Origin of the sequence: Streptomyces regalis, assembly GCF_001509475.1 — a bacterium.
In the GTDB taxonomy this organism is placed as follows: Bacteria; Actinomycetota; Actinomycetes; order Streptomycetales; family Streptomycetaceae; genus Streptomyces; species Streptomyces regalis.
In genome coordinates this window covers 22078-46452 of the sequence record NZ_LLZG01000365.1, presented here as the reverse complement: position 1 = coordinate 46452, position 24375 = coordinate 22078, and the positions used below count along the sequence as shown (strand labels likewise).

Here is a 24375-nt window from a genome sequence, read left to right as displayed (position 1 = left end):
CGCCAAGGATCCGCCCACCCGTCGTTCTCAGCCCGTGAAGCCGGCCACGTTCTCCTTCGTGACCACCTTCACCGGCACCATCACCGACTTCTCGACCTTGTCGCCCTCGGCGGCCTTCACCGCGTTCTGCACGGCTATCCTGCCGAGCTCCGTCGGCTGCTGCGCGACCGACGCGTACAGCGTGCCCGCCTCGACGGCCTGGAGACCGTCCGCGGTTCCGTCGAAGCCGATGACCTGGACGGACTTGCCGGCCTTGGCGCCCAGCGCCTTGATCGCGCCGAGCGCCATCTCGTCGTTCTCCGCGAAGACGCCGTCGATGTCCGGGTTGGCCTGGAGCAGGTTGGTCATGACGTCCAGGCCCTTGGTGCGGTCCCAGTCGGCGGGCTGCTTGGCGACGACCTCGATGCCCGGGTAGGCCTTCAGGCCCTCGGCGAAGCCCGAGCCGCGCTCACGGCTGGCGGAGGTGCCCGCCTGGCCCTGCAGGATCACGATCGTGCCCTTGCCGCCCAGCTTCTCGGCGAGCGACTTGGCGGCGAGCTTGCCGCCGGTGACGTTGTCGGAGGCGACGAGCGCGGCGGTGGCGGCGTTGTTCACCGACCGGTCGACGGCGACGAGCGGGATGTCCGACTGGTTGACGGCCTTCGCCGCCGGGGTCACCGCGTCGGAGTCCACCGGGTTGACGATGATCGTGCCGAGGCCCTCGCTGGTGAAGTTCTGCAGCTGGTTGGCCTGCTGCGAGGCGTCGTTCTGCGCGTCGGTGACGGTCAGGTCCACGCCCAGCTTCTCCGCCTCGGCCTGCGCACCCGCCCGGATCTGCACGAAGAACGGGTTGTTGAGCGTCGACAGCGACAGCCCGATCTTCTGGCTCTTCGCCTCCGACGAGCCGCTGTGCAGGAAGGACGACGCGCCGACGACCGCCGCCGCGACCACGGCCGCAAGCAGGTAAGTAGCCGCCTGCTTGCCCTTGTTGCCGCCGGTACCGGCCGCCACGGGAGTCGCCCCGGCCTTGCGGCGAACCGTGTCCAGCAGCACCGCCAGCGCGATCACCACACCGATGACGACCTGCTGCCAGAACGCGGACACGGACAGCAGGTTGAGGCCGTTCCTGAGCACCGCCAGGATCAGCGCGCCGATCAGCGTGCCGGACGCCTTGCCGGTGCCGCCCGCGAGCGAGGCGCCGCCGATCACGACCGCCGCGATGGCGTCGAGCTCGTAGCCCTGCGCGGCCTGCGGCTGCGCGGAGGACAGCCGGGCGGCGAGCACGATGCCCGCGGCGGCGGCGAACAGGCCGGAGAACGCGTAGATCGCGAGCTTCTGCTTCTTCACCCGCAGACCGGAGAGGCGGGCCGCCTCCTCGTTGCCGCCGATCGCGTACATCGAGCGGCCGATGTACGTCCGCCCCAGCACGAACGCCGTGATCAGCCCCATGCCGACCATCACGAGCACCGGCACCGGCAGCCAGCCGCCGAGGGTGTCGCCGAGGTGCGAGACCGAGTCGGGGAAGGCGATGGGGGAGCCCTGCGAGATCACCAGGGACAGGCCGCGCGCCACGGACAGCATGGCGAGCGTCGCGATGAACGGCGGCAGCTTCCCGTACGAGATCAGGATGCCGTTGACCAGGCCGCACGCTATGCCGGTCGCGATGGCGAGGAGTACGGCGAGGACGACCGGCATGCCCTCCGAAGTGGCGCTCCAGGCAAGGACGGTGGCCGACAGGGCGGCCACCGAGCCGACCGACAGGTCGATGCCCGCGGAGACGATCACGAAGGTGACGCCGAAGGCGAGGATGGCGGTCACGGCCGCCTGGATGCCGACGTTGAGGAGGTTGTCCGTCGTCAGGAAGTCGCCGGACAGGGCCGACATGGCGATGACGAGGACGATCAGCGCGGTGAGCGCGCCGTTGTCGAGCAGGAGGCGGCGAAGCCCCGAGGCGCCACTCGCGCCCGGCGTGCTCTTGAGCGTGTCAGTGGCCACGGGAGGCCTCCGTTCCGGTCTTCTGGTTCGTGGGGTTGCTGACGGCGAGCGCCATGACGGCGTCCTGGGTGGCCTCGTCGGCGGGGAGTTCGCCCGCGATCCGGCCCTGGGCCATGACCAGGACCCGGTCGCTCATGCCGAGGACCTCGGGCAGATCGCTGGAGATCATGAGGACGGCGGCACCCGCGGCCGTCAGTTCGTTGATGAGCTGGTAGATCTCGACCTTGGCGCCGACGTCGATGCCGCGCGTCGGCTCGTCGAGGATCAGCACCTTGGTGTCGGCGAGCAGCCACTTGCCGATGACGACCTTCTGCTGGTTGCCGCCGGAGAGCGTGCGCACGTGCTGCCCTAGGCCCGCCATCCGCACGCCGAGCTGCCCGGCGATCTGCGCGGCGGCCTCCCGTTGGCCCTTGAGATCGACGAGCCCCGCGCGCGTGGCCGAACGCAGCGTCACCAGACCGAGGTTCTCCTCGACCGACGCGTCCAGCACCAGGCCCTGGCCCTTGCGGTCCTCGGGGATCAGCCCGATGCCCGCGGTCATCGCCGCGTTGACGTCGTACTTGGGGAGGAAGGAACCGCCGACCTTCACGGCCCCCTTGTCGTACGGATCCGCCCCGAACACGGCCCGCACCACCTCGGTACGGCCGGCACCGACCAGCCCGGCGATGCCGACGACCTCACCGGCGTGCACCTCGAAGCTGACGTCGTGGAAGACGCCGTTTCGGGTCAGCCCCTCGACCGACAGCAACGCGGCACCGCGGTCGGCCCGTTCGCGCGGGTACTGCTGCTCGATGGAGCGCCCCACCATGAGCCGTACGAGCTCGTCCGCGGGCGTGGTGGCCGGGACCTGCCCGACGCTCCTGCCGTCCCGGATGACCGTCACCCGGTCTCCCAGGGCGGCGATCTCCTCCAGGTGATGCGTGATGAAGACGATCCCGACGCCGTCCTCGCGCAGCTTGCGCACGATCGCGAAGAGCTTCTCCACCTCCTCGGAGGTGAGCACGGCCGTCGGCTCGTCCATGATCAGCACGCGCGCGTCGAGGCTGAGCGCCTTGGCGATCTCGACCATCTGCAGGCGCGCGATGCCGAGTTCACGGACACGCGCGCGTGGGGACACGTGGACTCCGACGCGCTTCAGCAGGACTTCGGCGTCGGCCTCCATCCTCTTCCGGTCGATCATTCCGAAGCGACGCGGCTGCCGCCCCAGGAAGATGTTCTCGGCGACCGTCAGATCGGGAACGAGGTTGAACTCCTGGTAGATGGTGGCGATCCCGAGGCGCTCGGAGTCCTGCGCACCATGGATGCGCGTCTCCTTGCCGCCGACCAGGATCCGCCCGGCGTCGGGCGTGTAGGCACCGGAGAGCATCTTGATGAGGGTGCTCTTGCCCGCGCCGTTCTCGCCGAGCAGCACATGCACCTCGCCGCGGCGCAGATCGAAGTCGACGCTGTCCAGCGCGACCACGCCCGGGAAGGCCTTCCGTATGCCCTCGATGCGCAGCAACTCGTCCGCGTTGCTCACGACTGGCTCCTGTTCGTTACGGGGGACGGCTCTGAGGAAGCCGGTGGTTCGCCGCACGAGCGGCGTACGACGAGACGGGCGGGGAGGGTGACGGACTCGCCGGGCCGGCCCTCGATGCGGTCGACCAGGGCGCGTACGGCGGCCCGGCCCAGCTCGCCCGTCGGCTGGGCGATCGCGGTGATCGGCGGATCGGTGTGCACGAACCACCGGATGTCGTCGAAGGCCGCGAGCGCGATGTCGTCCGGTACGCGCAGCCCACGCGCGCGTACCGCGTCCAGCGCGCCGAGCGCCATCAGGTTGTCGGCCGCGAAGACGACCTCGGGCGGCTCGGGCAGGTCGAGGAAGCCCTCGGTGACGCGCCGCCCGCTCTCGGCCTGGAAGTCGCCCTGCCCTATGTAGGCGTCGGGGAGTTCGAGCCCGTACGCGCCGAGCGCCTCCCGGAAGGCCTCCACACGCTCCCGCCCGGTGGTGGTCGCCGCCGGCCCCGCGATGATCGCGAGCCTGCGATGCCCCAGCCCGTGCAGGTGCGCGACGAGATCCCGTACGGCGGCCCGCCCGTCCGATCGCACGACCGGCACGTCCACGCCCGGGATCCACCGGTCCACGAAGACCATCGGCGTCCCCGCGCGCGCGGCGTCCAGCATCAGCGGCGAGCCGCCGTCGGTGGGGGAGACGAGCAGGCCGTCGATACGACGGTCCAGCAGGTTCCGTACGTGGTGGTCCTGGAGGTCGGGCCGCTCGTCGGCGTTTCCGATGATGACGCTGTAGCCGAGCGCACGGGCCTCCTCCTCGACGGAGCGGGCCAGCTCGGTGAAGTAGGGGTTCAGCACGTCGCTGATGACCAGGCCGAGGGTGTGGGTCTGGTCGGTGCGCAGGGAGCGGGCGACGGCGTTCGGGCGGTAGCCCAGGGTCTCGACGGCGGCCAGCACACGCGTGCGTGCCTCGGCGCTGACCGACGGATGGTCGTTCAGGACGCGCGAGACCGTGGCGACGGAGACGCCCGCCTCGGCAGCGACGTCCTTGATGCTCGCCATCGCCGCTCCACCTCCTTGTGGATCGTTCGTGGATCGTTCGGTGCAATCGATGCTCGTGGAATCGATTACATCGACGTGTACGGAGGATTGGAATCGATTACACGAGGGTTAATCAAGCCCTCAACCACATCCCGAAACCGGATCGTGATGTCGCGGCGCTCGCGGTCGGCTGCATCCGCCTGCCCGAGGGCACGGACATGGGCCCCGCCCTCAAGGGCCTCGACGGCGACGCCTGCCAGTGCCCGCAGTGGGGCCTGCTGTTGAAGGGCCGGCTACGGGTGCTGACGGCCGGCGGGTGGCTCCGTCCGCCCCGAGCCCCCTCCACGCGCGACAGTTCGACGTCGTACCGGCGGCCTTCGAAGGAGAACTCCGGTGGCGCGGTCTCCAGGTGCGGAACCTGCCAGTCCGTCCACCGCACGGTATCCCCGGCGCGCTGTACGACCACGGACAGGAAGCCACAGCAGCCGCCGGTGCACTCGGGTTCCCCAGCACCGGTGGGGAGCCCGGCTTCGGTTCTGGGGGCCCGGGGGCAGCACCCTGATCTCAAGCCGATCGAACACCGGGTCACCTCACGGTGACTGCCCCCGGCGGCAGAGGTCGCGGGGCCTGTCGGTGCCGGGCGGTACCGTCGGATCATGTCCAACCAGGCGGGGAACTCCACGGGCGAACGGCGACTGGCGGTACTCGAAGGCGTCCTGGAGCGGATCACGTACGCCAACGAGGAGAACGGCTACACGGTCGCCCGGGGTCGACACCGGACGCGGCGTCGGCGACCTGCTCACGGTCGTCGGCGCGCTGCTCGGCGCGCTCGGCGCCCAGGTAGGTGAGGCTCTGTGGCTGGAGGGCCGCTGGCTCCCACCCTCAGTACGGCAAGCAGTTCACGGTGGAGAACTACACCACCGTCGTCCCGGCCACCCTCCAGGACATCCGCCGCTACCTCGGCTCCGGCCTGGTCAAGGGCATCGGCCCGGTCTTCGCCGACCGCATCACCCAGCACTTCGGCCTGGACACCCTGACGGTCATCGAGGAGGAGCCCAAGCGGCTCATCGAGGTCCCCGGTCTCGGCTGCCTGGGCCGATGACGTCGGGCTTAGCAGAAGGCGTCGATGGCCTTGGTGATGCAGGCTCTCGCGTCCGTGCCGTGCACTGCGATCCGGGACAGCTCGGCGAACGCCTTGAAGTACGTCTGGATCTCGCCGGGAGCTGTGATATTGACCTCTGCTGTCAGGGTCTCGACCGCTACTTGAGCGCCATCGAAGGCGTAGAAGGCTTCCAGGGGCCACACGGTGCGACGGGCCGTGAAGGGGATGATCCCGAGGGACACGTTCGGCCGCGACATGACTTGCAGAAGGTACCGGAGCTGCCCGGCCATCGCTGCGTTGTCGCAGACCCGGTAGTAGAGCACTGTCTCTTCCAGCAGCAGGGCGAACCGGTGGTTGCCCTCATGGACCACGCGGGAGCGGTTCAGGCGTGCCTGGACGGCGGCGGCCACGTCGTCGGGGGTGCCCTGGAAGTCCGTGATGGACCGCAGGAGCCCCGTCGCGTAGTCGCCGGTCTGGACCATGCCGGGGACCACGTTCGAGGCGTAGACGCGGAAGTGGGTCGTGCGTTCATACAGCGGGACGGTCCTTTCGTGGACGCGCCGCATGCCGTCGCGGTGGATCTGCCGCCACTGCAGGTACATGGACTCGGCGGTTCGGGAGGCGGCGATCAGATCCGCTGCCAGCTCTTCGGCGTCACAGGCCCGGCACCATGCCCGTATGTCGTCGTCGGACGGGGTGGTCCTGGCGCGTGCGATGCGAGACGCTTTCGACTTGTGCCAGCCACACCGTTGCGCCAGCTCATGCCCTGTGATCCCGGCGTCCTTTCTGATCTCGTCCAGGCGCGTCGCGATGGCCACACGGGCAGCCTGGGCGGTGGACAGCGGGGATGTGGACATGAACTGGCGTACCGGTCTTCTCAGATGACGTACTTGTCGTGCGGGATGGCCTTCTCCCAGACGGCGTTGAAGGCTGTCGAGCACAACTGGACGACAGCCGGCGCGTCGGTCTGGTCGGTGTTGACCCAGCGCCCGTCACCGTCAAAGACGTTGAACTGAACGATACGGTCATCGAAGAGCCAGAAGTCGTTCCCGGGAAGCGCGAGATCGGAAGCCTGCCGCCTCGGCAACCAACGGATCTCCTCGCCCGCGGCGACGTTGGTGAACGTGAACGAGTGCTCGTAGCGGATGTACTCGCTCGGCGGCTCGCCTACGATCCGGGCGCGGCGGATGACAACGCCCTTGGCGGTGACCTCTTGGACCAGGTCGAGCCAGGGACGCCACCACGATTCCTGGTCCTCCGGGTCGAGCCGGTGACCCCGCTTCCAGGCCGCGAACCCCTCGTCTTCGTTGGAGATCGCGTACACGTCTCTTGTCTCCAGGTGGACGGCGGAGCGTTCCACGGACCGGATCAGGTCGGCAAAGCTACTGAGGCTTTGCGCCATCAAGTGCCTCCCTCAGCAGCGGGATTATGCGCTGCGGTAGCCGGATCACACTCTCATGGTCCGGCAGCGGGCTGTCCTGGACAGTCCGGGCCACAGTGCCGGCGTCGGCCCTGGTGCCCTGGATGACAAGATCGTGGGACTCCTCGTCCACCCATACCGCCGGGCAGCCGTGATCCCCGGACTCAGGATCCTTCCCGACGAACCGTAGGCTCATTTCCTCTCCCCATGTCGAGCCGGTTGCTGTCGGTTGCAGAGCCTCACGCTGAGCTGCAATGGACGTCAAGGGCACCACGGATCATGTGCAACCACGTGCAACCTCGTGGACCGGCCCGTTCGCGGCTTCCTACCGTCGTCACCGGATTCACGGACAGTCGGGAGCATCCCATGGCAGCTACGCGACACAAGGCCACCCAGGAACCGCCCGTTGAACTCCCTGTAGGGCTCAACGCTTGGCTGTTGGACTGTGTGCCCGTCCCCGGCTGCAAGGTCTGCGCGTCGAACTGGAAGCAACTGAACGCGGCCAAGGACGCCGGGGACATTACGCAGGCTGCGCGCCACGCCACCGAGATCCGCGACCACAGTTCCGGGGTCCACCGATGATGGGCCGGGGCCGCTCTTCTGATCGATGTGGGACAGCGCGGCGCGTATCGCAAGGTGATCACGGAGTTTCCCGGCTTGGACCGTGATGCGAGCGCAGCATTCAGAGCAAGGGCGTGGGCCGCATTCGGCCGATCGTCGTTCACCTGACTCGTGTCGATGATGGCGTGCCCGACGGACGCGAAGCCGTTGACCGCCCCCCGGCTCTCGCTAAGAGCGTGTCCCACGTGGCCGTGATCTATGTGTGACGTTGCGGTTGTCCCGTCCCGCTAGACGTTCTCCCTGTCACGCTTGATCTTGGTGGTTTGGCTGCCCTGGCACCTCACCACCGGGGGCGGCCGCTTGTTACTCTTTCCGATCATGCGAGCCCTCTTCCCCGGATCCTTCGACCCGGTCACTCAAGGGCACCAGGACGTACTCCGGCGCGCTGCCCTCCTGTTCGACGAGGTCGTCGTGTGCGTGATGTTCAATTCGAACAAGACCGGCCGCTTCCCCATCACGGAACGGCTGGACCGGCTCCGCGCGGCAGCAACTGACTTGAGCAACGTCACGGTCGACTCCCACACCGGCGGCCTGCTGGTCGACTACTGCCGCCGAGTCGGAATCGACGTCGTCATCCGCGGAGTCCGCGGCGTTCCCGACCTGGACTACGAAATGCCGATGGCCTGCATGAACCACGAACTGGCCGGAGTCGAAACGTTCTTCATCGCTGCAGACCCCGCCCTGGCCCACATCTCCTCCACCCTCGTCACCGCGATGAGTCAACAGGACCGTGTCCCCGAATGATGACTTGAGCGAGCCTCTTCCAGCAGCTGATCCGGCCGACGGCTGCCAGGCGCATGCCCTGCGGCGACGATTGGCACGTCCGTCCCGGCGTCACCGCGTACATGCGGCGTGTCACCGGGAAGTTCGCGCCAATCGCGTCCTACGACGAATTCGCCAACAGCGTCCTCGCTGAGAGCCGGGGGCCTGGCCCGTGCCTTTCCCTGCGTCACGGCGCTCCCGGGGCTCCCATAGCCCGGCCATCGTCAAGAAGAAGCCGGAATCGCCGCAGGAGCGGTCATGAGGGTGTGCGCATGTCGGTGTCCATCTTGCTTCCTGGGCGCACCTGCCTAAACGTTTCAGGCTGCGGCGAGCTCACACCACACATACTTCCCTCGGTCCCCGTGCCTGGTCAGCGGTTGCCAGCCCCAGAGGTCGGCACAGGCGCGGACCAGGGCGAGGCCGCGGCCGTCCTCCGCGTCAGGGAGTCCTTCCAGGGGCCCTGGCGGCTCGGGCGGTTCCGGGTCCGTGTCCCACGCGCCGATCCGCAACACGCCCGCCGACCAGCGCACGCGCAGGGCGGCGGGTCCCTTCGTGTGCCGTACGGCGTTGCTGACCAGCTCCGTTGCGAGGAGTTCGGCCACGTCCACGAGGCCGATGAGGCCGTGCATGGTGAGGATCAGCCGGAGGGTTCGGCGGCTGATGGTGACGGCGCGTAGGTCGTTCGGAAGGTAGAGCCAGTACTCCCAGGGCTCGGGCTCGTTTTCGGGCATGCGGCAACTCCGTTTCGGTGGTGGGGATTTCGGAGAGCTGCGGAGGCAGGGCGGAGTGGTGCGATTCCGGAGCCCCGGCAATCCGCAGCGTGTGCGTCGCATCACTGACGGTAGGGGTTACATTTTCGGTGGCGCAAGCCGATCGCGTAATCTGACCTCCGAACGAGTCGTGCTCACAAGCGTGTTGCACCAAGGAGCGGTGAATGACGACGAGGCGCGAACCGACGGCACGCCAGATGCGCCTGGCGGCCGAGTTGCGGAGACTTCGCGACGCGGCGGGCTTCAGCGCCAAGGAATCGGCGGCGCAGCTTGGCGTGAGTCACGTCCAGATCAGCCATATCGAGTCCGGACTCTCCGGTGTGAGTGAGGATCGGCTGCGGCGCCTGGCGTCCCACTACACCTGCACGGACGCCGAGTTCATCGACGCACTGATCGCCATGGCCACCGATCGGACTCGCGGCTGGTGGGAGGAGTACCGGGGCCTCCTGCCCGCAGCGTTCCTGGACCTGTCCGAACTGGAGCACCACGCCGCGTATCGCTGGGATGTGGACTTCCTGCACATCCCAGGCCTCCTTCAGACCGAAGGCTATGCGCGAGCGCTCTTTTCCTGCCGTGTTCCACAACTCCCCAAAAACGAGCTTGAGTTGCGCGTCCGCCATCGCATGCAGCGGCGCGTCATCATTGGGGCGGAGCGGGCTGTTCCCTACGAAGCGCTGGTCCACGAGGCGGCGCTGCGGATCCGCGTCGGCGGGCGCGCTGTCTCACGTGCTCAGCTCAACCGAATCCTGGAACTCTCCGAGGCGGACCACGTCACGGTTCGTGTCATCCCCTTCGAGCTGGAGGATTTCGCCGACATCACAGCTGCCATGGTGTACGCCGGCGGCGCCGTTCCGAAGCTGGATACCGTACTGCGTGACGGTCCCCATGGCAGCGTCTTCATTGACTCCGAAGCCCAGCTTGGTGTCTTCCGAACACTCTTCCGTAGAGTGGAGGCGGCGTCACTCGACCCCGCAGGGTCGCGTGACTTGATCCTCAGGCTGGCCAAGGAACTGTGAGGCGCGCGGTGACCACCTCCGACAACTGGCGGAAGTCTTCCTACTCCGGCAGCGGCGACGGCAACGCCTGCGTGGAGATCGCCCATCGCCCCGCCCGCTTGGCCGTACGTGACTCGAAGGCCCCGGCCTACGGCACCCTCTCCTTCCCCACCGAAACCTTCGCCGCCTTCATCGAAGCCCTCAAGGAGAACCCCCACCGCTGACCCGCACGCCCCGCCGCTGTCACACCCGGGCGGTAGCGTCGGATCATGTCCAACCAGGCGGGGAACTCCACGGGCGAGCGGAAGCTGGCCGTACTTGAAGGCGTGCTGGAGAGAATCACGTACGCCAACGAGGAGAACGGCTACACGGTCGCCCGGGTAGACACCGGCAGAGGAGCGGGTGACCTCCTCACGGTCGTCGGCGCACTGCTGGGAGCCCAGGTCGGCGAGTCCCTGCGGATGGAGGGCCGTTGGGGCTCCCACCCCCAGTACGGCAAGCAGTTCACCGTCGAGAACTACACGACCCTCCTGCCGGCCACCGTCCAGGGCATCCGCCGCTACCTCGGCTCCGGCCTGGTCAAGGGCATCGGCCCGGTCTTCGCCGACCGCATCACCCAGCACTTCGGCCTGGACACCCTGAAGATCATCGAGGAGGAGCCCAAGCGGCTCATCGAGGTCCCCGGCCTCGGCCCCAAGCGCACCAAGAAGATCGCCGACGCCTGGGAGGAGCAGAAGGCGATCAAGGAGGTCATGCTCTTCCTCCAGACGGTCGAGGTCTCGACGTCGATCGCGGTCCGCATCTACAAGAAGTACGGCGACGCCTCGATCTCCGTCGTGAAGAACCAGCCGTACCGGCTGGCCGCCGACGTCTGGGGCATCGGCTTCCTCACCGCCGACAAGATCGCCCAGTCCGTCGGCATCCCGCACGACAGCCCGGAGCGGGTCAAGGCTGGCCTGCAGTACGCCCTCTCGCAGGCCACCGACCAGGGCAACTGCTACCTCCCCGAGGAGCGGCTGATCGCGGACGCGGTGAAGCTGCTCCAGGTCGACACCGGGCTCGTCATCGAATGCCTCACGGAGCTGGCCGAGGTTCCGCAGGACGGCGGCGACCCGGGTGTCGTACGGGAGAAGGTGCCCGGCCCCGACGGCGACTCCGAGCCCGTGACCGCCGTCTACCTCGTCCCCTTCCACCGGGCCGAACTCTCCCTCTCCGCCCAGCTGTTGCGCCTGCTGCGCACCGACGAGGACCGGATGCCGGGCTTCCATGACGTGGCCTGGGACAAGGCGCTGGGCTGGCTCAAGGGCCGTACGGGTGTGGACCTCGCCCCCGAGCAGGAGGCCGCCGTCAAGCTGGCGCTGACGCAGAAGGTCGCCGTGCTCACCGGGGGCCCCGGCTGCGGAAAGTCCTTCACGGTCCGCTCGATCGTGGAGCTGGCCCGCGCGAAGAAGGCCAGGGTCGTGCTGGCCGCCCCCACCGGCCGCGCCGCCAAGCGCCTCGCCGAGCTCACCGGCGCCGAGGCCTCCACCGTCCACCGCCTCCTGGAGCTCAAGCCGGGCGGCGACGCGGCGTACGACAGGGACCGTCCGCTCCAGGCCGACCTGGTGGTGGTCGACGAGGCGTCGATGCTGGACCTGCTGCTCGCCAACAAGCTGGTCAAAGCCGTACCGCCGGGCGCCCATCTGCTCTTCGTCGGGGACGTGGACCAGTTGCCCAGCGTCGGCGCGGGGGAGGTGCTCAGGGACCTCCTGGCGGACGGCAGCCCCATCCCGGCCGTACGCCTGACCCGGGTCTTCCGCCAGGCCCAGCAGTCCGGCGTGGTGACCAACGCGCACCGGATCAACGCCGGGCAGCACCCGGTCACGGACGGCATGAAGGACTTCTTCCTCTTCGTCGAGGACGACACGGAGGCGGCCGGACGGCTCACGGTGGATGTGGCGGCCCGTCGCATTCCGGCCAAGTTCGGCCTCGACCCGCGCCGGGACGTCCAGGTCCTGGCCCCCATGCACCGCGGGCCCGCCGGCGCGGGCACCCTGAACGGTCTGCTCCAGCAGGCCGTCACCCCCGGGCGCCCCGATCTGGCGGAGAAGCGGTTCGGCGGGCGGGTCTTCCGCGTCGGCGACAAGGTCACCCAGATTCGCAACAATTACGAGAAGGGGAAGAACGGTGTCTTCAACGGCACCGTGGGCGTGGTCACCTCGCTCGACCCGGTCGACCAGCGGCTCACGGTGCTGACGGACGAGGACGAGGAGGTTCCGTACGAATTCGATGAACTGGACGAACTGGCGCATGCGTACGCGGTGACGATCCACCGTTCACAGGGAAGTGAATATCCCGCTGTGGTGATCCCCGTCACCACCGGAGCATGGATGATGCTTCAGCGGAACCTGCTGTACACGGCGGTGACCCGCGCCAAGCAGCTGGTCGTCCTAGTGGGTTCACGCAAGGCGATCGGTCAGGCGGTGCGCACGGTGTCGGCGGGGCGGCGCTGCACGGCGCTCGACTTCCGTCTCGCGGGCTCCTCCTGAACCCTGCTCCTGGTTTGCCGCCGGGGCCCCCTTCTGACCTGGCGATTCGTGAGGCATGGAAAAAAATGATCGATCAAACGAGTCGTGAAGGTCACAGAGCACTTCCGGATGGGGAAAACAGGGGGCAGGATGACAAGTTGGCGGCACTCAGTGCCGCCAATAGGCCCAATGGTCGACCCCGAGTGCACTCTCCTGAGCCGAATGGGGGAGGGTAGAGACAGTCAGGGCAACCTCGAAGATGAGGCACAACGTCGGTGAGGGAAGACGTGAGCGACAACTCTGTAGTACTGCGGTACGGCGACGGCGAGTACACCTACCCGGTGATTGACAGCACCGTCGGCGACAAGGGCTTCGACATCGGCAAGCTCCGCGCCCAGACCGGTCTGGTGACGCTGGACAGCGGCTACGGCAACACCGCCGCCTATAAATCCGCCGTCACCTACCTCGACGGCGAGGCGGGCATCCTCCGCTACCGCGGCTACCCGATCGAGCAGCTGGCCGAGCGCTCCACCTTCCTGGAGGTGGCCTACCTGCTGATCAACGGTGAGCTGCCGACCGTCGACGAGCTCTCGACCTTCAAGAACGAGATCACGCAGCACACCCTGCTGCACGAGGACGTCAAGAACTTCTACAAGGGCTTCCCGCGCGACGCCCACCCGATGGCCATGCTGTCGTCGGTCGTCTCCGCGCTGTCCACGTTCTACCAGGACAGCCACAATCCGTTCGACGAGACGCAGCGCAACCTCTCGACGATCCGTCTGCTCGCCAAGCTTCCGACGATCGCGGCGTACGCCTACAAGAAGTCGATCGGCCACCCGTTCGTCTACCCGCGCAACGACCTCGGCTACGTCGAGAACTTCCTGCGGATGACCTTCTCGGTGCCGGCGCAGGAGTACGACCTGGACCCGGTCGTCGTCTCCGCCCTCGACAAGCTGCTGATCCTGCACGCGGACCACGAGCAGAACTGTTCGACGTCGACGGTCCGTCTGGTCGGCTCGTCGCAGGCGAACATGTTCGCGTCGATCTCGGCCGGCATCTCCGCCCTCTGGGGCCCGCTGCACGGCGGCGCCAACCAGTCCGTGCTGGAGATGCTGGAGGGTATCCAGGCGAACGGCGGCGACGTCGACTCCTTCATCAACAAGGTGAAGAACAAGGAGGACGGCGTCCGCCTGATGGGCTTCGGCCACCGGGTGTACAAGTCCTTCGACCCGCGCGCCAAGATCATCAAGGCTGCGGCGCACGACGTCCTGTCGGCCCTCGGCAAGTCCGACGAGCTGCTGGACATCGCGCTCAAGCTGGAGGAGCACGCGCTCTCCGACGACTACTTCGTCTCGCGCAACCTCTACCCGAACGTCGACTTCTACACCGGCCTGATCTACCGCGCCATGGGCTTCCCGACCGAGATGTTCACGGTCCTGTTCGCCCTCGGCCGCCTCCCGGGCTGGATCGCCCAGTGGCACGAGATGATCAAGGAGCCGGGCTCCCGCATCGGCCGCCCGCGCCAGATCTACACGGGTGTCGTCGAGCGCGACTTCGTTCCGGTCGAGGAGCGCTGACACCTGCCGGTGGGGGCGCCGGGTTGCCGGTGTCCCGTGGGTGGGGTCGTGCCCTCGGTTTCGGGAACCCGTCCGGCTTCCCGGTGTGGCGTGCGATGGGTTGTGCGTGCTGCCGGGTGTGGCCCGCGGTGGAGCCGTCATCGAATGCTGCGGGCTTCTGGGCACCATGGGCACGGGCACGGGTGCGGTCGGGCGCGACGTCGTTGCTGTTGAGGCGCGCTGACACCGGCCGGGGACGGGTGCCGGGTTGCCGGTGTCCCGTCACACTCGGGTCTCGCGTACAGAGCCCTGCGCACGGCTTCGGCCGGGTGCGGGGCTCTTGGCTATGTGCGGCCGGCCCGCAGCTACAGGTATGCGCGGATAAAAGGCGGATAAAAGAAGGCGCCCTGGCGGCGGTCCCCCCACGGGCCGACGTCCAGGGCGCCTTCCCATGTCCCGGTGCGGATTCCCCCCACGGGATCCGGCCGGGCGTCTGAGAGAGCAGCGCCTGAAATCGCTGTCTTTCGGTACTGCCGTTGAGCAGAACGAGCAAAACTCGTCGTACTCATGGGTGTGCGGTCTGCCGGGACAGCGCACACTCGGGAGGGCCGCTCAAAGCTTCCCGACGTGCGTGCCCCGGCAACGCAACTCTGAGGAAGTCCCCCAAGACATCCCCAGATGCCAGTAAGCGCCCCCCAAGACGCTGCCTGACATCGTCAACTTAGACCTTCGAACCCCTTCGATGGTTACGTTCACATCACTGTGATCTGCGTCTCTTGCATATGTCCGTTAGATACGCAAGAGCCCCGATATGGCGATCGGGATCCCAGCGTAAGGATGATGCGTGAGCCTTGTGAAGAGCTTATGTGAGCTGGGCGTCGGACTCCAGAGGGGCCCAGTGGGGTTCTTCCTACGAATTCACCGGAACGTCCGCAGTCGCAGGCTGTTCGTCACCACGAACACCGAGGAGAACGCCATCGCGGCCCCCGCGATCATCGGGTTCAGCAGCCCCGCCGCGGCCAGCGGCAACGCGGCGACGTTGTACCCGAAGGCCCACACCAGGTTGCCCTTGATCGTGGCCAGCGTCTTCCGGGACAGCCGGATCGCGTCCGCCGCCACCCGCAGATCCCCGCGCACCAGCGTCAGATCGCCCGCCTCGATCGCCGCGTCAGTCCCGGTGCCCAGGGCGAGACCCAGATCGGCGGTGGCGAGCGCGGCCGCGTCGTTGACGCCGTCGCCGACCATCGCGACGCACCGCCCCTCGCGCTGCAGTCGCCGTACGGCTTCCACCTTGTCCTCGGGCAGGACCTCCGCGATCACCTGATCTATACCGACCGCGTCCGCCACGGCCTCGGCGACCGTCCGGTTGTCCCCGGTCAGCAGCACCGGAGCCAGCCCCAGCGCGCGCAGCTCGCGCACCGCCTCGGCGCTGGTCTCCTTCACCGCGTCCGCGACGGCGACGACACCGCGTGCCACTCCGTCCCACCCGACCACGACGGCCGTACGACCGTCCCTCTCGGCCTCTTCCCTGGCGCGGGCGAGCCCGGTGGGCAGCGCGTCGAAAAGGCGCCCCACGGCCACGTCACGGCCCTCCACGCGCCCGTGCACGCCCCGCCCGGGTACGTTCTCGAACCCCGTGACCTCCGGCAGCCGCCCGAACCTCTCCTCAGCGCCCTGGGCCACCGCCCGGGCAACGGGATGCTCGGACGCGTGCTCGACGGCGCCCGCGAGGCGCAGCACCTGTTCCTCGTCCTCGCCCTCGGCGGCGTACACCTTCTGGAGGGTCATGCGACCGGTGGTGACCGTTCCGGTCTTGTCCAGGACGACGGTGTCGACCCGGCGCGTGGACTCCAGTACCTCGGGGCCCTTGATGAGGATGCCGAGCTGCGCGCCGCGCCCCGTGCCGACCATGAGGGCCGTGGGAGTGGCCAGGCCCAGCGCGCAGGGACAGGCGATGATCAGGACCGCGACGGCCGCGGTGAACGCGGCGACCGTGTCACCGGTGACGCCGAGCCACGCCCCGAAGGTGGCGACCGCGAGGACGATGACCGTCGGTACGAACACCGCGGAGATCCGGTCGGCGAGCCGCTGCACCTCGGCCTTGCCGTTCTGCGCGTCCTCCACCAGCTTCGCCATCCGCGCGAGCCGGGTGTCGGCGCCGATCCGGGTCACCTCGACGACGAGCCGTCCGCCCGCGTTGACCGTCGCACCGGTGACCGCGTCCCCGACCGTGACGTCCACCGGCACCGACTCGCCAGTCAGCATGGAGGCGTCCACCGCGCTGGTGCCCTCGACGACGGTGCCGTCGGTGGCGATCTTCTCGCCCGGCCGTACGACGAACCGGTCGCCGACGGCCAGCCGGTCCACAGGAACGCGCATCTCGCGGCCGTCCCGCAGCACGGTCACGTCCTTCGCGCCCAGTTCCATCAGTGCCCGCAGCGCCGCCCCCGCGCGGCGCTTGGCGCGAGCCTCCAGATAGCGGCCGAGGAGGATGAAGGTGACGACCCCGGCCGCCACTTCGAGGTAGATCTGCGAGGCGCCGTCCACGCGCGCGACCGTGAACTCGAAGTCGTCGCGCATGCCGCTCATGCCCGCGTCGCCGAGGAACAGCGCCCACAGCGACCACCCGAACGCGGCCAGCGTGCCCATCGAGATCAGCGTGTCCATGGTCGCCGCACCGTGCCGGGCGTTCGTGAACGCGGCCCGGTGGAAGGGCAGTCCGCCCCAGACGACGACCGGTGCGGCCAGGGTGAGCGCGAGCCACTGCCAGTTGTCGAACTGCAGGGCCGGGATCATCGACAGCAGGACGACGGGGACGGCGAGCAGCGCGGAGACGGTGACGCGCCGGCGGTAGCCGGTCAGTTCGGGGTCTTCCGGAGCGGCCGCAGTGGCTTGGGGCGCGGGCTCCGCAGGGGCCGGCTCCGTGGCCGTGTAGCCCGTCTTCACCACGGTGGCGATCAGGTCGGCGACCTGGATGCCCGCGGGGTAGCTGACCTTCGCCTTCTCCGTCGCGTAGTTCACCGTGGCGGTCACGCCGTCCATGCGGTTCAGCTTCTTCTCGACGCGGGCCGCGCAGGAGGCGCAGGTCATCCCGCCGATGAGCAGCTCTGCTTCGGAGATGGCAGTCGTGCCGGTGGTGCCGGTCGACTCGGCTGTACTGGTCGTGTCGGCCGTCACGGCTATCGGCGGTTCGTCGGTGGTGCGGGTCATGGTCAGGATCAGACGTTGGTGATGAGTTCGAAGCCCGCCTCGTCGACGGCGGCGCGTACGGCTTCCTCGTCCAGCGGGGCCGCGGAGACGACGGTGACCTCGCCGGTCGCCGCGACGGCCTTCACCGAGCTGACGCCGGGGAGTTCGGAGATCTCGCCGGAGACGGCACCCTCGCAGTGCCCGCAGCTCATGCCGCTCACCTGGTAGACGGTGGTGACGGAACCCGGGGTGTCGGTCTGGGCGGTCATGTCGTTCTCCTCGTCGAGGCATGTGGGGCTGACGGGACCCACGGGGTCCCTCTACCTCCAAGGTATACCCCTATGGGGTATTTTTCCAAGAGGATCCAAGGGATCCAAGAGGCGCCCGAAGGGTGTGCGAGAGGAGGCGGGTGCCTGCCGGAGTCGGGTGAACATCAGTGCGCTCCGGCTTCGTCGCCCCCGGGGTGCCCCGGGATGCGGGGCCGCGCCGGGCGGTGGAGAGTGGATCACGGCGGGGTTTCCCCGAGCCCGGGAGCTGATTTATGCGCATCTTGTCTCAGGTGTGCGTCATGGTGCGGTTCGCAGCGTGTCGCGGCGTCCGAGTCGGGTGCCCACCAAGGGGTCGAGGTAACGGATCAGGGCGTTCTTCAGCTCTTGGACGTAGGCCTCGCGCTCGGCGCCCTCGTGGGCGAGAACCAGCTCCAGGCCCGCCTTGTACAGGCCCAGGCACATGTGGGCGGTCCGGGTGAGGTCGGCCGGCGTGACGTCGGGCAGGAGTGCGGCGAGCAGGCCCTCGATCCGGGACAGCAGGGTCGCGTGCAGGGCGTCGTGCTCCTCGGCGATGCGGCCGGGGATGTCGGGGCCGTGCATCAGCGCGAAGAACACCGGGTGCTCGCAGTTGAAGGCGATGAACCGGTCGACGGCCGAGCCGACGGCCTCCTCCAGGGGCGTCGTGGGGTCGACCGGGGCGAGTGCCTCGCCGTATGTCTCGCGCATCTCGTGAATGAGCCGGTCGCCGAGCTCTATGGCGATCGCCTCCTTGTTCGGGAAGAACTGGTACAGCGTGCCCGGCGAGACGCCTGCCTCGCGGGCGATGGCGTTGGTGCTGGCGGCCGTGTAGCCGGTGGTGGTGAAGACGGCCGCCGCCGCCTCGAGCAGCTGGGCGATACGGCGCTCGCCGCGGGCCTGGCGGCGGCGCGGCTGCTCCTTCTCCTGGTTGGCGGGCACGCGTTATCCCCAGTTCTCCGGACGCGATTGACAAACGCGAGTGTTCGCTCGCATTCTGGAGAAACGCGAGCGATCTCTCGTGTTTGTCAGTCTATGGCAGTGACAGCTTCATGATGCCCGGCTGCGCACAGCATGGATCAGGGTGAAGGGGACACCGCACAATGACCGAAGTCAACAGGCCGCCCCGAGTCGGAGGCTGGACCCGTTTCGTCACGGCCCGACCACGGTTGTCGCTGCTCGTGGCCCTGGTGATCACCGCACTCGCCGTGCTGGCCGGCAGCGGGGTCGCCGACCGTCTCGGCAGCGGCGGCTGGGAGGACCCGGACGCCGAGTCGACCTACGCGACCAAGGCGCTGGAGCGCGAGTTCCCCGCCTCCCAGCCCAACCTCCTGCTCCTGGTGGACGCGGGCCGCGCCTCAGTGGACGACCCCGCGGTCGCCGCCGAGGCCCGGCGGCTCGCGGAGCGACTGGCCGAGGAGAAGGGCGTCACCGGGGTCGGCTCGTACTGGCAGGCGGACTCCTCGGCGGCTCCCGCCCTGCGCGCCGAGGACGGCCATGAGGCGCTGATCACCGCCCGCATCACCGGCGACGAGAAGCAGATGGGGGAGACACTGGACCGCATCGCGCCCGAGTTCCGGGGCGCGCACGGCCCGGTCGAGGTCGGCGTCGGCGGTCCGGTCGCCGTGCGGCACGAGATGCAGACGACCATCCAGGAAGACCTGGTCCGCGCCGAGGTGATCGCCCTCCCGGTCACCCTGGTGCTGCTGGTGATGGTCTTCGGCAGCGCGGTCGCTGCCCTGCTGCCGCTCGGTATCGGCATCGTCGCGATACTCGGCACGAACGCGGTGCTGCGCGGCCTGACCGAGTTCACCGACGTGTCCGTCTTCGCGATGAACCTCACCACGGCCCTGGGCCTCGGCCTCGCCGTCGACTACGCCCTGTTCATCGTCCGCCGCTTCCGCGAGGAGCTCGCCGCCGGCGCCGAACCGCTGACGGCGGTCGGCACGACCCTGCGCACGGCCGGCCGTACGGTCCTGTTCTCGGCCCTCACGGTCGCGGTGTCCCTCGCGGCGATGCTGGTCTTCCCGCAGTACTTCCTGCGGTCCTTCGCCTACGCCGGGATCGCGGTGGTGCTGCTGGCCGCGGCGGCCGCGCTGATCCTGCTCCCGGCGGCACTGATCCTGCTCGGCCACCGGGTCAACTCCCTGGACCTGCGCCGCCTGCTCCGGCGCGGGCGGCCGAAGCCGTCGGGTGAGGCGTCCGGTGGCGCGTCCGGTACGGCGGAGGGCAGGGCCTGGACCCGTACCGCGAACCTCGTGATGCGCCGCGCCCCCTTCTTCGCGCTGGGCACCACTGCCGTCCTGGTTCTGCTCGGACTGCCCTTCCTGGGCGTGAAGTTCGGCACCGCCGACGACCGGCAGCTGCCGTCGAGCGCCGAGTCCCATGTCGTGCAGCAGCACATCCGCGACGGCTTCCCGGGCAGCCCCGGCGGCGGCCTGGAGGTGCTCGCCGAGGGCCGGGCCACGCCGGCGCAGTACGCCGCGTACAAGGAGCGGATCGCGGAGCTGCCGGATGTACTGCGGGTCGACGGGCCACTGGTGAAGCGCGAGTCGGCGTATTTCACGGTGCTGCCGAAGGGCGAGGCGGTGGACGGCCCGGCGCAGGCCCTGGTGGGTGAACTGCGCGCCACACAGGCGCCGTTCGACACCGAGGTGACCGGCGCCGCGGCGGTTCTGGTCGACTCCAAGGACGCGATAGCCGAACGCCTGCCGATGGCGGCCGCCTTCATCGCGATCGTCACCCTGCTGCTGGTGTTCCTCCTGACGGGCAGCGTGCTGATCCCGATCCAGGCGGTGGTGCTCAACGCGCTGAGCCTGACGGCGATGTTCGGCGCGGTGGTCTGGGTCTTCCAGGACGGTCATCTGTCCGGCCTGCTGGGCTTCACCAGCCCCGGCTCGATCGAGACGACTCTCCCGGTGCTGATGTTCTGTGTCGCCTTCGGCCTGTCGATGGACTACGGCGTGTTCCTGCTGTCCCGCATCAAGGAGGAATACGACGCGACCGGTGACCACGACCAGGCGGTCCGGCACGGCCTGCAGCGCACCGGCGGGCTGATAACCGCCGCCGCCGTGATCCTCGCGGTGGTGATGGTCGCGATAGGCACCTCCCGGGTGACCAACACCAAGATGCTCGGCCTCGGTATCGCCCTGGCGGTCCTGATGGACGCGATGATCGTCCGCAGCCTCCTGGTCCCGGCGGTCATGCGCCTCACAGGCCGGGCGACCTGGTGGGCCCCGGGTCCGCTCAGGCGCTTCCACCAGCGGTTCGGGCTGAGCGAGTCGGGCGGCGAACCGGCCTCGGCCGCCGTGGAGGAGAGGGACAAGGTGGCGGTACACAGTTAGCGTTCGCCGGGAGGGATGATCTCCGGCGAGGCCGTGCGGTGATCACCGGACACGGACGAGAGGTGAGGTGGGGCGGATGCGGGCTGTGGTGTTCGAGCGGTACGGGGAAGCGGCCGAGGTACGTGAGGTGCCCGACCCGCACCCCGCCGCCCACGGAGTGACCGTGCGCGTCGAGGCGACGGGGCTGTGCCGCAGCGACTGGCACGGCTGGCAGGGCCACGACCCGGACATCACGCTGCCGCATGTGCCGGGCCATGAACTCGCCGGTGTCGTCGAGGCGGTGGGCGACCGGGTGACGCGCTGGGTCCCCGGCGACCGGGTCACCGCGCCCTTCGTGTGCGCCTGCGGCAGCTGCGGGGCGTGCGCGGCGGGCGACCAGCAGGTGTGCGAGCGCCAGACCCAGCCCGGCTTCACCCACTGGGGCTCCTTCGCCCAGTACGTGGCGCTGGACCACGCCGACGTCAACCTCGTCGCCGTCCCCGAGGAGATGTCCTTCGCGACCGCCGCCTCGCTCGGCTGCCGGTTCGCCACCGCGTTCCGGGCGGTCGTGCAGCAGGGCCGGGTGGCGGCGGGGGAGTGGGTCGCGGTGCACGGCTGTGGCGGGGTGGGCCTGTCGGCGGTGATGATCGCGGCGGCGTCGGGTGCGAGGGTCGTCGCGGTGGACGTCTCACCGCAGGCCCTGGACCTGGCCCGGAAGTTCGGGGCGGTGCAGTGCCTGGACGCGTCGGGCACGCCGGACACGGCGGCGGCGGTCCGTGACCTGACCGACGGCGGCGCCCACCTCTCCCTGGACGCCCTCGGCTCACCCACCACCTGCGCCGCCTCCGTCAACGGCCTGCGCCGCCGGGGCCGGCACGTCCAGGTGGGCCTGCTGCCCTCGACGTCCGGCACGACCCCCGTCCCCATGGCCCGCGCGATCGCCCTCGAACTGGAACTGCTGGGCAGCCACGGCATGGCGGCGCACACCTACCCGCCGATGCTGGAGCTGGTGCGCGCGGGAGTGCTGCGGCCGGATCTGCTGGTGACATCGACGATCCCGCTGGACGCGGTGCCGTCGGCGCTGACGGCGCTCGGGACGGCACCGGGGGCGGGGGTGACGGTGATCGAGCCGTGGAGCTGACGCGCCCTCACCGCCGGGACAGGGCCGCCCACTCGCGGTCGAGGATGGCCATGAACACCCAGTCGACCCACTGGCCGTCCCGCAGGTCGGCTTCCCGCCGAACCCCTTCCACCACGAAACCGGCCTTCTCGTAGACCCGTAGGGCACGGTGATTGTGGCCGTAGGCCTCCAACTGGATCCGATGCAGCCCGAGTTGCTCGAAGCCGTGGCCCACCATCAGCCTGACGGCTTCCGTACCCAGGCCTCGGTCGCGTCCGCCGGGACCGATCAGGATGCGGAAGCTGCAGTTGCGGTTGGGCTCGTCCCACTCGTTCAGGACGGCCTCGCCGACGAGTTCGCCGCTCTCCCGGTCCACGATGCCGAGGTCGAGCCGGTCGGTCTGGTCGTTCCGGCTCCCATACCAGGCGCGCAGCCGGTCCAGTCCGAACTCCTCCTCCGAGCTGCCGGTGAGCCGAATCACCTCGGGGTCGGACAGGATGCGCGCCATCACGGGAACGTCCTCTTCCGTGAAGGGACGCAGCAGCGCCCGCTCGCCGCGGAGTACGGGTTTTACGGAGAAGTCGCTCATGGAGCGACTGTGCCCCACCCACCGGTGGGGCACAGGTGATTTTTTTGGGAGGTCAGCCCGATCTGCGCCCCCGGTTCCCCGGCCGGGACTCCACCCAGGCCCGCACGGTGTCCGCGTACCAGAAGGGCTTGCCGCCCTCCACATGGTCCGGCGATGGCAGCAACCCGTGCTTGCGGTACGACCGCACGGTGTCCGGCTGCACCTTGATGTGCGCCGCGATCTCCTTGTACGACCAGAGCCTTCGGTCGGTCATCAGTTGCACCTCCCTGCGCGCGCCGCGGCGGCGACCAGGTGCGGTCGTCGGGGGGACCGTGCGCTGCGCTGGCGATCACAAAGCCTGTGCCCCGTGAACGGCGCAGCGTGAGAAGGGGAAAGGGCCTGTGCACCGGGTGTGACGCAAGGCCCGCGTACTTGCGACACACGTGACAGGAAAGGTGCGTTTGTGACACAGGTGACGCAAAGGCGCACGCGAGCGCAAGGGCGCGGCGCATTGACAACGGGGGTCAGCGGGGCCGAGCGACAAGGTCGCCCGGGCTGCCACCGCCTCAGGGGCGAACCCTCACCCGCAAAACCACAGCACCCGGCACCCCTGTATACGCCCGGCCCACCCCCGGAGGGCTACGCCCCGCACGACCTCAGAAAGGCCCGCGTCCGCCGCGCGATCGGCAGCGGAGTGTCCGGCTCGCACGGGTACATGTCCTGCTCGACAATCGCGAACAGATCCACGTCCAGCTTCCCCGCGGCCTCCAGCACCGGCCCCAACGCGGGCACCCCGCCCGGCGGTTCACACATCACGCCCTGAGCCACGGCCGGCCCGAACGGCGTCCCCTTCGCCCGTACGTCGGCCAGGATCTCCGGATCCACCTGCTTCAGATGCAGATACCCGATCCGCGACCCGTACGTCTCGATCAGCTTGACGCTGTCCCCGCCGCAGTACGCGTAGTGCCCCGTGTCCAGGCACAGCGACACCAGGTCGGAGTCGGTCCCGTCGAGGAACCGGACGACGTTCTCCTCGCTGTCGATGTGCGTGTCGGCATGCGGATGGACGACGATCCGCAACCCGTACCGCTCGCGCACCTCACGCCCCAGCCGCTCGGTCAGCGAGGTCAGGTTCCGCCACTGCTCGGGCGTCAGGGTGTCCGGCTCCAGCACTTCACCGGTCTTGTCGTCCCGCCAGAAGGACGGGATGACGACCAGGTGCTTCGCCCCCATCGCCTGCGCGAGCACGGCGTTGTCCGCGACGTGCGCCCAGGTCTTCTCCCACACGGCCGCACCGTGGTGCAGCCCCGTGAACACCGTCCCGGCCGACACCTTCAGGCCACGCCTGGCCGTCTCCTCGGTGAGGACGGCGGGATCGGTCGGCAGGTACCCGTACGGGCCCAGCTCGATCCACTCGTAGCCGGACTCGGCGACCTCGTCGAGGAAGCGCTGCCAGGGGACCTGGGCGGGGTCGTCCGGGAACCAGACGCCCCACGAGTCGGGAGCCGACCCGATGCGGATGCGGGACAGTGAGGACTGAGGTGACAACGACGTCATGGCGGTCAGCTTCAGCGCGCACGGCAAGCGCTGTCAAGGTCTGGTCCGAATGTCTGGACAAAACATTGACAGGGCTGCGTGCGGCGGACTACAAA

The 24375-nt window shown here is 69.0% G+C and carries 20 protein-coding genes and 1 pseudogene; 9 read left to right on the top strand and 12 right to left on the bottom strand.

Annotated elements, in window-relative coordinates:
• Window positions 1–27: 27 nt before the first annotated feature.
• Genes ADL12_RS34010 through ADL12_RS34000 form a run of 3 tightly spaced genes read right to left on the bottom strand, consistent with a single transcriptional unit; the run spans window position 28 to window position 4527 of the window.
• Window positions 28–1974 carry an ABC transporter permease/substrate-binding protein gene (locus ADL12_RS34010; protein WP_062709357.1) on the bottom strand — a complete coding sequence of 649 codons (1947 nt, stop codon included), beginning with the start codon at window positions 1972–1974 and terminating at the stop codon, window positions 28–30.
• Window positions 1964–3493: a sugar ABC transporter ATP-binding protein gene (locus ADL12_RS34005; RefSeq protein ID WP_062709355.1), complete on the bottom strand. Its 1530-nt coding sequence runs from the start codon at window positions 3491–3493 to the stop codon at window positions 1964–1966. The genes ADL12_RS34010 and ADL12_RS34005 overlap by 11 nt, the downstream gene beginning before the upstream one ends.
• Window positions 3490–4527: a LacI family DNA-binding transcriptional regulator gene (locus ADL12_RS34000; RefSeq protein ID WP_062709352.1), complete on the bottom strand. Its 1038-nt coding sequence runs from the start codon at window positions 4525–4527 to the stop codon at window positions 3490–3492. Before ADL12_RS34000 ends, ADL12_RS34005 begins: the two co-directional genes overlap by 4 nt.
• Before the next feature lie 635 nt (window positions 4528–5162).
• Here ADL12_RS34000 and ADL12_RS51325 point away from each other — a divergent pair.
• Window positions 5163–5593: pseudogene (locus tag ADL12_RS51325) on the top strand (YrrC family ATP-dependent DNA helicase); the annotation flags it as partial.
• Window positions 5594–5616: 23 nt separating this feature from the next.
• On the opposite strand, the gene ADL12_RS33990 reads toward ADL12_RS51325, so the two are convergent.
• Window positions 5617–6465, bottom strand: coding sequence for a helix-turn-helix domain-containing protein (locus ADL12_RS33990; protein ID WP_062709346.1), 849 nt, complete (start codon window positions 6463–6465; stop codon window positions 5617–5619).
• Between the two features lie 20 nt (window positions 6466–6485).
• Window positions 6486–7010 carry a DUF6879 family protein gene (locus ADL12_RS33985; protein WP_062709344.1) on the bottom strand — a complete coding sequence of 175 codons (525 nt, stop codon included), beginning with the start codon at window positions 7008–7010 and terminating at the stop codon, window positions 6486–6488.
• A gap of 384 nt (window positions 7011–7394) precedes the next feature.
• Here ADL12_RS33985 and ADL12_RS51320 point away from each other — a divergent pair, with 384 nt between their 5' ends.
• Together ADL12_RS51320 and coaD are read left to right on the top strand one after the other, a co-directional pair.
• Window positions 7395–7610: a hypothetical protein gene (locus tag ADL12_RS51320; RefSeq protein WP_079052426.1), complete on the top strand. Its 216-nt coding sequence runs from the start codon at window positions 7395–7397 to the stop codon at window positions 7608–7610.
• Window positions 7611–7967: 357 nt separating this feature from the next.
• A complete protein-coding gene (gene coaD, locus ADL12_RS33975) occupies window positions 7968–8393 on the top strand; it encodes a pantetheine-phosphate adenylyltransferase (protein WP_062709338.1) in 426 nt (141 codons plus the stop codon).
• 335 nt (window positions 8394–8728) lie between these two features.
• On the opposite strand, the gene ADL12_RS33970 is transcribed toward coaD, so the two are convergent.
• Window positions 8729–9142: an ATP-binding protein gene (locus ADL12_RS33970; RefSeq protein ID WP_062709335.1), complete on the bottom strand. Its 414-nt coding sequence runs from the start codon at window positions 9140–9142 to the stop codon at window positions 8729–8731.
• Between the two features lie 203 nt (window positions 9143–9345).
• On the opposite strand from ADL12_RS33970, the gene ADL12_RS33965 reads away from it, so the two are divergent.
• The 4 genes from ADL12_RS33965 to ADL12_RS33950 all read left to right on the top strand — a co-directional run bounded on the left by ADL12_RS33965 (window position 9346) and on the right by ADL12_RS33950 (window position 14260).
• Window positions 9346–10197 (top strand): helix-turn-helix domain-containing protein, encoded by an 852-nt coding sequence (locus ADL12_RS33965; RefSeq protein WP_062709331.1) that lies wholly within the window; start codon window positions 9346–9348, stop codon window positions 10195–10197.
• Window positions 10198–10205: 8 nt separating this feature from the next.
• Window positions 10206–10400, top strand: a complete 195-nt coding sequence (locus tag ADL12_RS33960) for a DUF397 domain-containing protein (RefSeq protein WP_062709328.1) — start codon at window positions 10206–10208, stop codon at window positions 10398–10400.
• 45 nt (window positions 10401–10445) lie between these two features.
• Entirely contained in the window at window positions 10446–12704 is a 2259-nt protein-coding gene (recD2, locus tag ADL12_RS33955) for an SF1B family DNA helicase RecD2 (RefSeq protein ID WP_062709325.1), read from the top strand.
• Between the two features lie 266 nt (window positions 12705–12970).
• A complete protein-coding gene (locus tag ADL12_RS33950) occupies window positions 12971–14260 on the top strand; it encodes a citrate synthase (RefSeq protein WP_062709322.1) in 1290 nt (429 codons plus the stop codon).
• Window positions 14261–15157: 897 nt separating this feature from the next.
• On the opposite strand, the gene ADL12_RS33945 is transcribed toward ADL12_RS33950, so the two are convergent.
• The 3 genes from ADL12_RS33945 to ADL12_RS33935 all read right to left on the bottom strand — a co-directional run bounded on the left by ADL12_RS33945 (window position 15158) and on the right by ADL12_RS33935 (window position 18654).
• Entirely contained in the window at window positions 15158–17449 is a 2292-nt protein-coding gene (locus tag ADL12_RS33945; protein ID WP_079052425.1) for a heavy metal translocating P-type ATPase, read from the bottom strand.
• Window positions 17450–17457: 8 nt separating this feature from the next.
• Window positions 17458–17697 (bottom strand): heavy-metal-associated domain-containing protein, encoded by a 240-nt coding sequence (locus ADL12_RS33940; protein ID WP_062709407.1) that lies wholly within the window; start codon window positions 17695–17697, stop codon window positions 17458–17460.
• Between the two features lie 297 nt (window positions 17698–17994).
• Complete coding sequence (locus ADL12_RS33935) at window positions 17995–18654, bottom strand: TetR/AcrR family transcriptional regulator (RefSeq protein ID WP_062709319.1); 660 nt, start codon at window positions 18652–18654, stop codon at window positions 17995–17997.
• 161 nt (window positions 18655–18815) lie between these two features.
• Between ADL12_RS33935 and ADL12_RS33930 the strand changes: the two genes are divergently transcribed.
• Both ADL12_RS33930 and ADL12_RS33925 read left to right on the top strand, forming a co-directional pair.
• Window positions 18816–21056: an MMPL family transporter gene (locus ADL12_RS33930; protein WP_062709316.1), complete on the top strand. Its 2241-nt coding sequence runs from the start codon at window positions 18816–18818 to the stop codon at window positions 21054–21056.
• A gap of 76 nt (window positions 21057–21132) precedes the next feature.
• Window positions 21133–22176, top strand: coding sequence for a zinc-dependent alcohol dehydrogenase family protein (locus ADL12_RS33925; RefSeq protein ID WP_062709314.1), 1044 nt, complete (start codon window positions 21133–21135; stop codon window positions 22174–22176).
• A gap of 7 nt (window positions 22177–22183) precedes the next feature.
• On the opposite strand, the gene ADL12_RS33920 is transcribed toward ADL12_RS33925, so the two are convergent.
• The 3 genes from ADL12_RS33920 to ADL12_RS33910 form a co-directional block, all read right to left on the bottom strand.
• Window positions 22184–22744 (bottom strand): GNAT family N-acetyltransferase, encoded by a 561-nt coding sequence (locus ADL12_RS33920; RefSeq protein ID WP_062709311.1) that lies wholly within the window; start codon window positions 22742–22744, stop codon window positions 22184–22186.
• A 52-nt stretch (window positions 22745–22796) separates the two neighbouring features.
• Window positions 22797–22997: a helix-turn-helix transcriptional regulator gene (locus tag ADL12_RS33915; protein ID WP_062709308.1), complete on the bottom strand. Its 201-nt coding sequence runs from the start codon at window positions 22995–22997 to the stop codon at window positions 22797–22799.
• Window positions 22998–23362: 365 nt separating this feature from the next.
• A complete protein-coding gene (locus tag ADL12_RS33910; RefSeq protein ID WP_062709404.1) occupies window positions 23363–24280 on the bottom strand; it encodes a sugar phosphate isomerase/epimerase family protein in 918 nt (305 codons plus the stop codon).
• Between the last annotated feature and the right edge of the window lie 95 nt (window positions 24281–24375).

Coding starts and splice junctions, on each gene's coding strand:
- ADL12_RS34000 (WP_062709352.1), bottom strand. CDS start 4,527: ATGGCGAGCATCAAGGACGTCGCTGCCGAGGCGGGCGTCTCCGTCGCC.
- ADL12_RS33990 (WP_062709346.1), bottom strand. CDS start 6,465: ATGTCCACATCCCCGCTGTCCACCGCCCAGGCTGCCCGTGTGGCCATC.
- ADL12_RS33985 (WP_062709344.1), bottom strand. CDS start 7,010: ATGGCGCAAAGCCTCAGTAGCTTTGCCGACCTGATCCGGTCCGTGGAA.
- ADL12_RS51320 (WP_079052426.1), top strand. CDS start 7,395: ATGGCAGCTACGCGACACAAGGCCACCCAGGAACCGCCCGTTGAACTC.
- coaD (WP_062709338.1), top strand. CDS start 7,968: ATGCGAGCCCTCTTCCCCGGATCCTTCGACCCGGTCACTCAAGGGCAC.
- ADL12_RS33970 (WP_062709335.1), bottom strand. CDS start 9,142: ATGCCCGAAAACGAGCCCGAGCCCTGGGAGTACTGGCTCTACCTTCCG.
- ADL12_RS33965 (WP_062709331.1), top strand. CDS start 9,346: ATGACGACGAGGCGCGAACCGACGGCACGCCAGATGCGCCTGGCGGCC.
- recD2 (WP_062709325.1), top strand. CDS start 10,446: ATGTCCAACCAGGCGGGGAACTCCACGGGCGAGCGGAAGCTGGCCGTA.
- ADL12_RS33945 (WP_079052425.1), bottom strand. CDS start 17,449: ATGACCCGCACCACCGACGAACCGCCGATAGCCGTGACGGCCGACACG.
- ADL12_RS33940 (WP_062709407.1), bottom strand. CDS start 17,697: ATGACCGCCCAGACCGACACCCCGGGTTCCGTCACCACCGTCTACCAG.
- ADL12_RS33930 (WP_062709316.1), top strand. CDS start 18,816: ATGACCGAAGTCAACAGGCCGCCCCGAGTCGGAGGCTGGACCCGTTTC.
- ADL12_RS33925 (WP_062709314.1), top strand. CDS start 21,133: ATGCGGGCTGTGGTGTTCGAGCGGTACGGGGAAGCGGCCGAGGTACGT.
- ADL12_RS33920 (WP_062709311.1), bottom strand. CDS start 22,744: ATGAGCGACTTCTCCGTAAAACCCGTACTCCGCGGCGAGCGGGCGCTG.
- ADL12_RS33915 (WP_062709308.1), bottom strand. CDS start 22,997: ATGACCGACCGAAGGCTCTGGTCGTACAAGGAGATCGCGGCGCACATC.
- ADL12_RS33910 (WP_062709404.1), bottom strand. CDS start 24,280: ATGACGTCGTTGTCACCTCAGTCCTCACTGTCCCGCATCCGCATCGGG.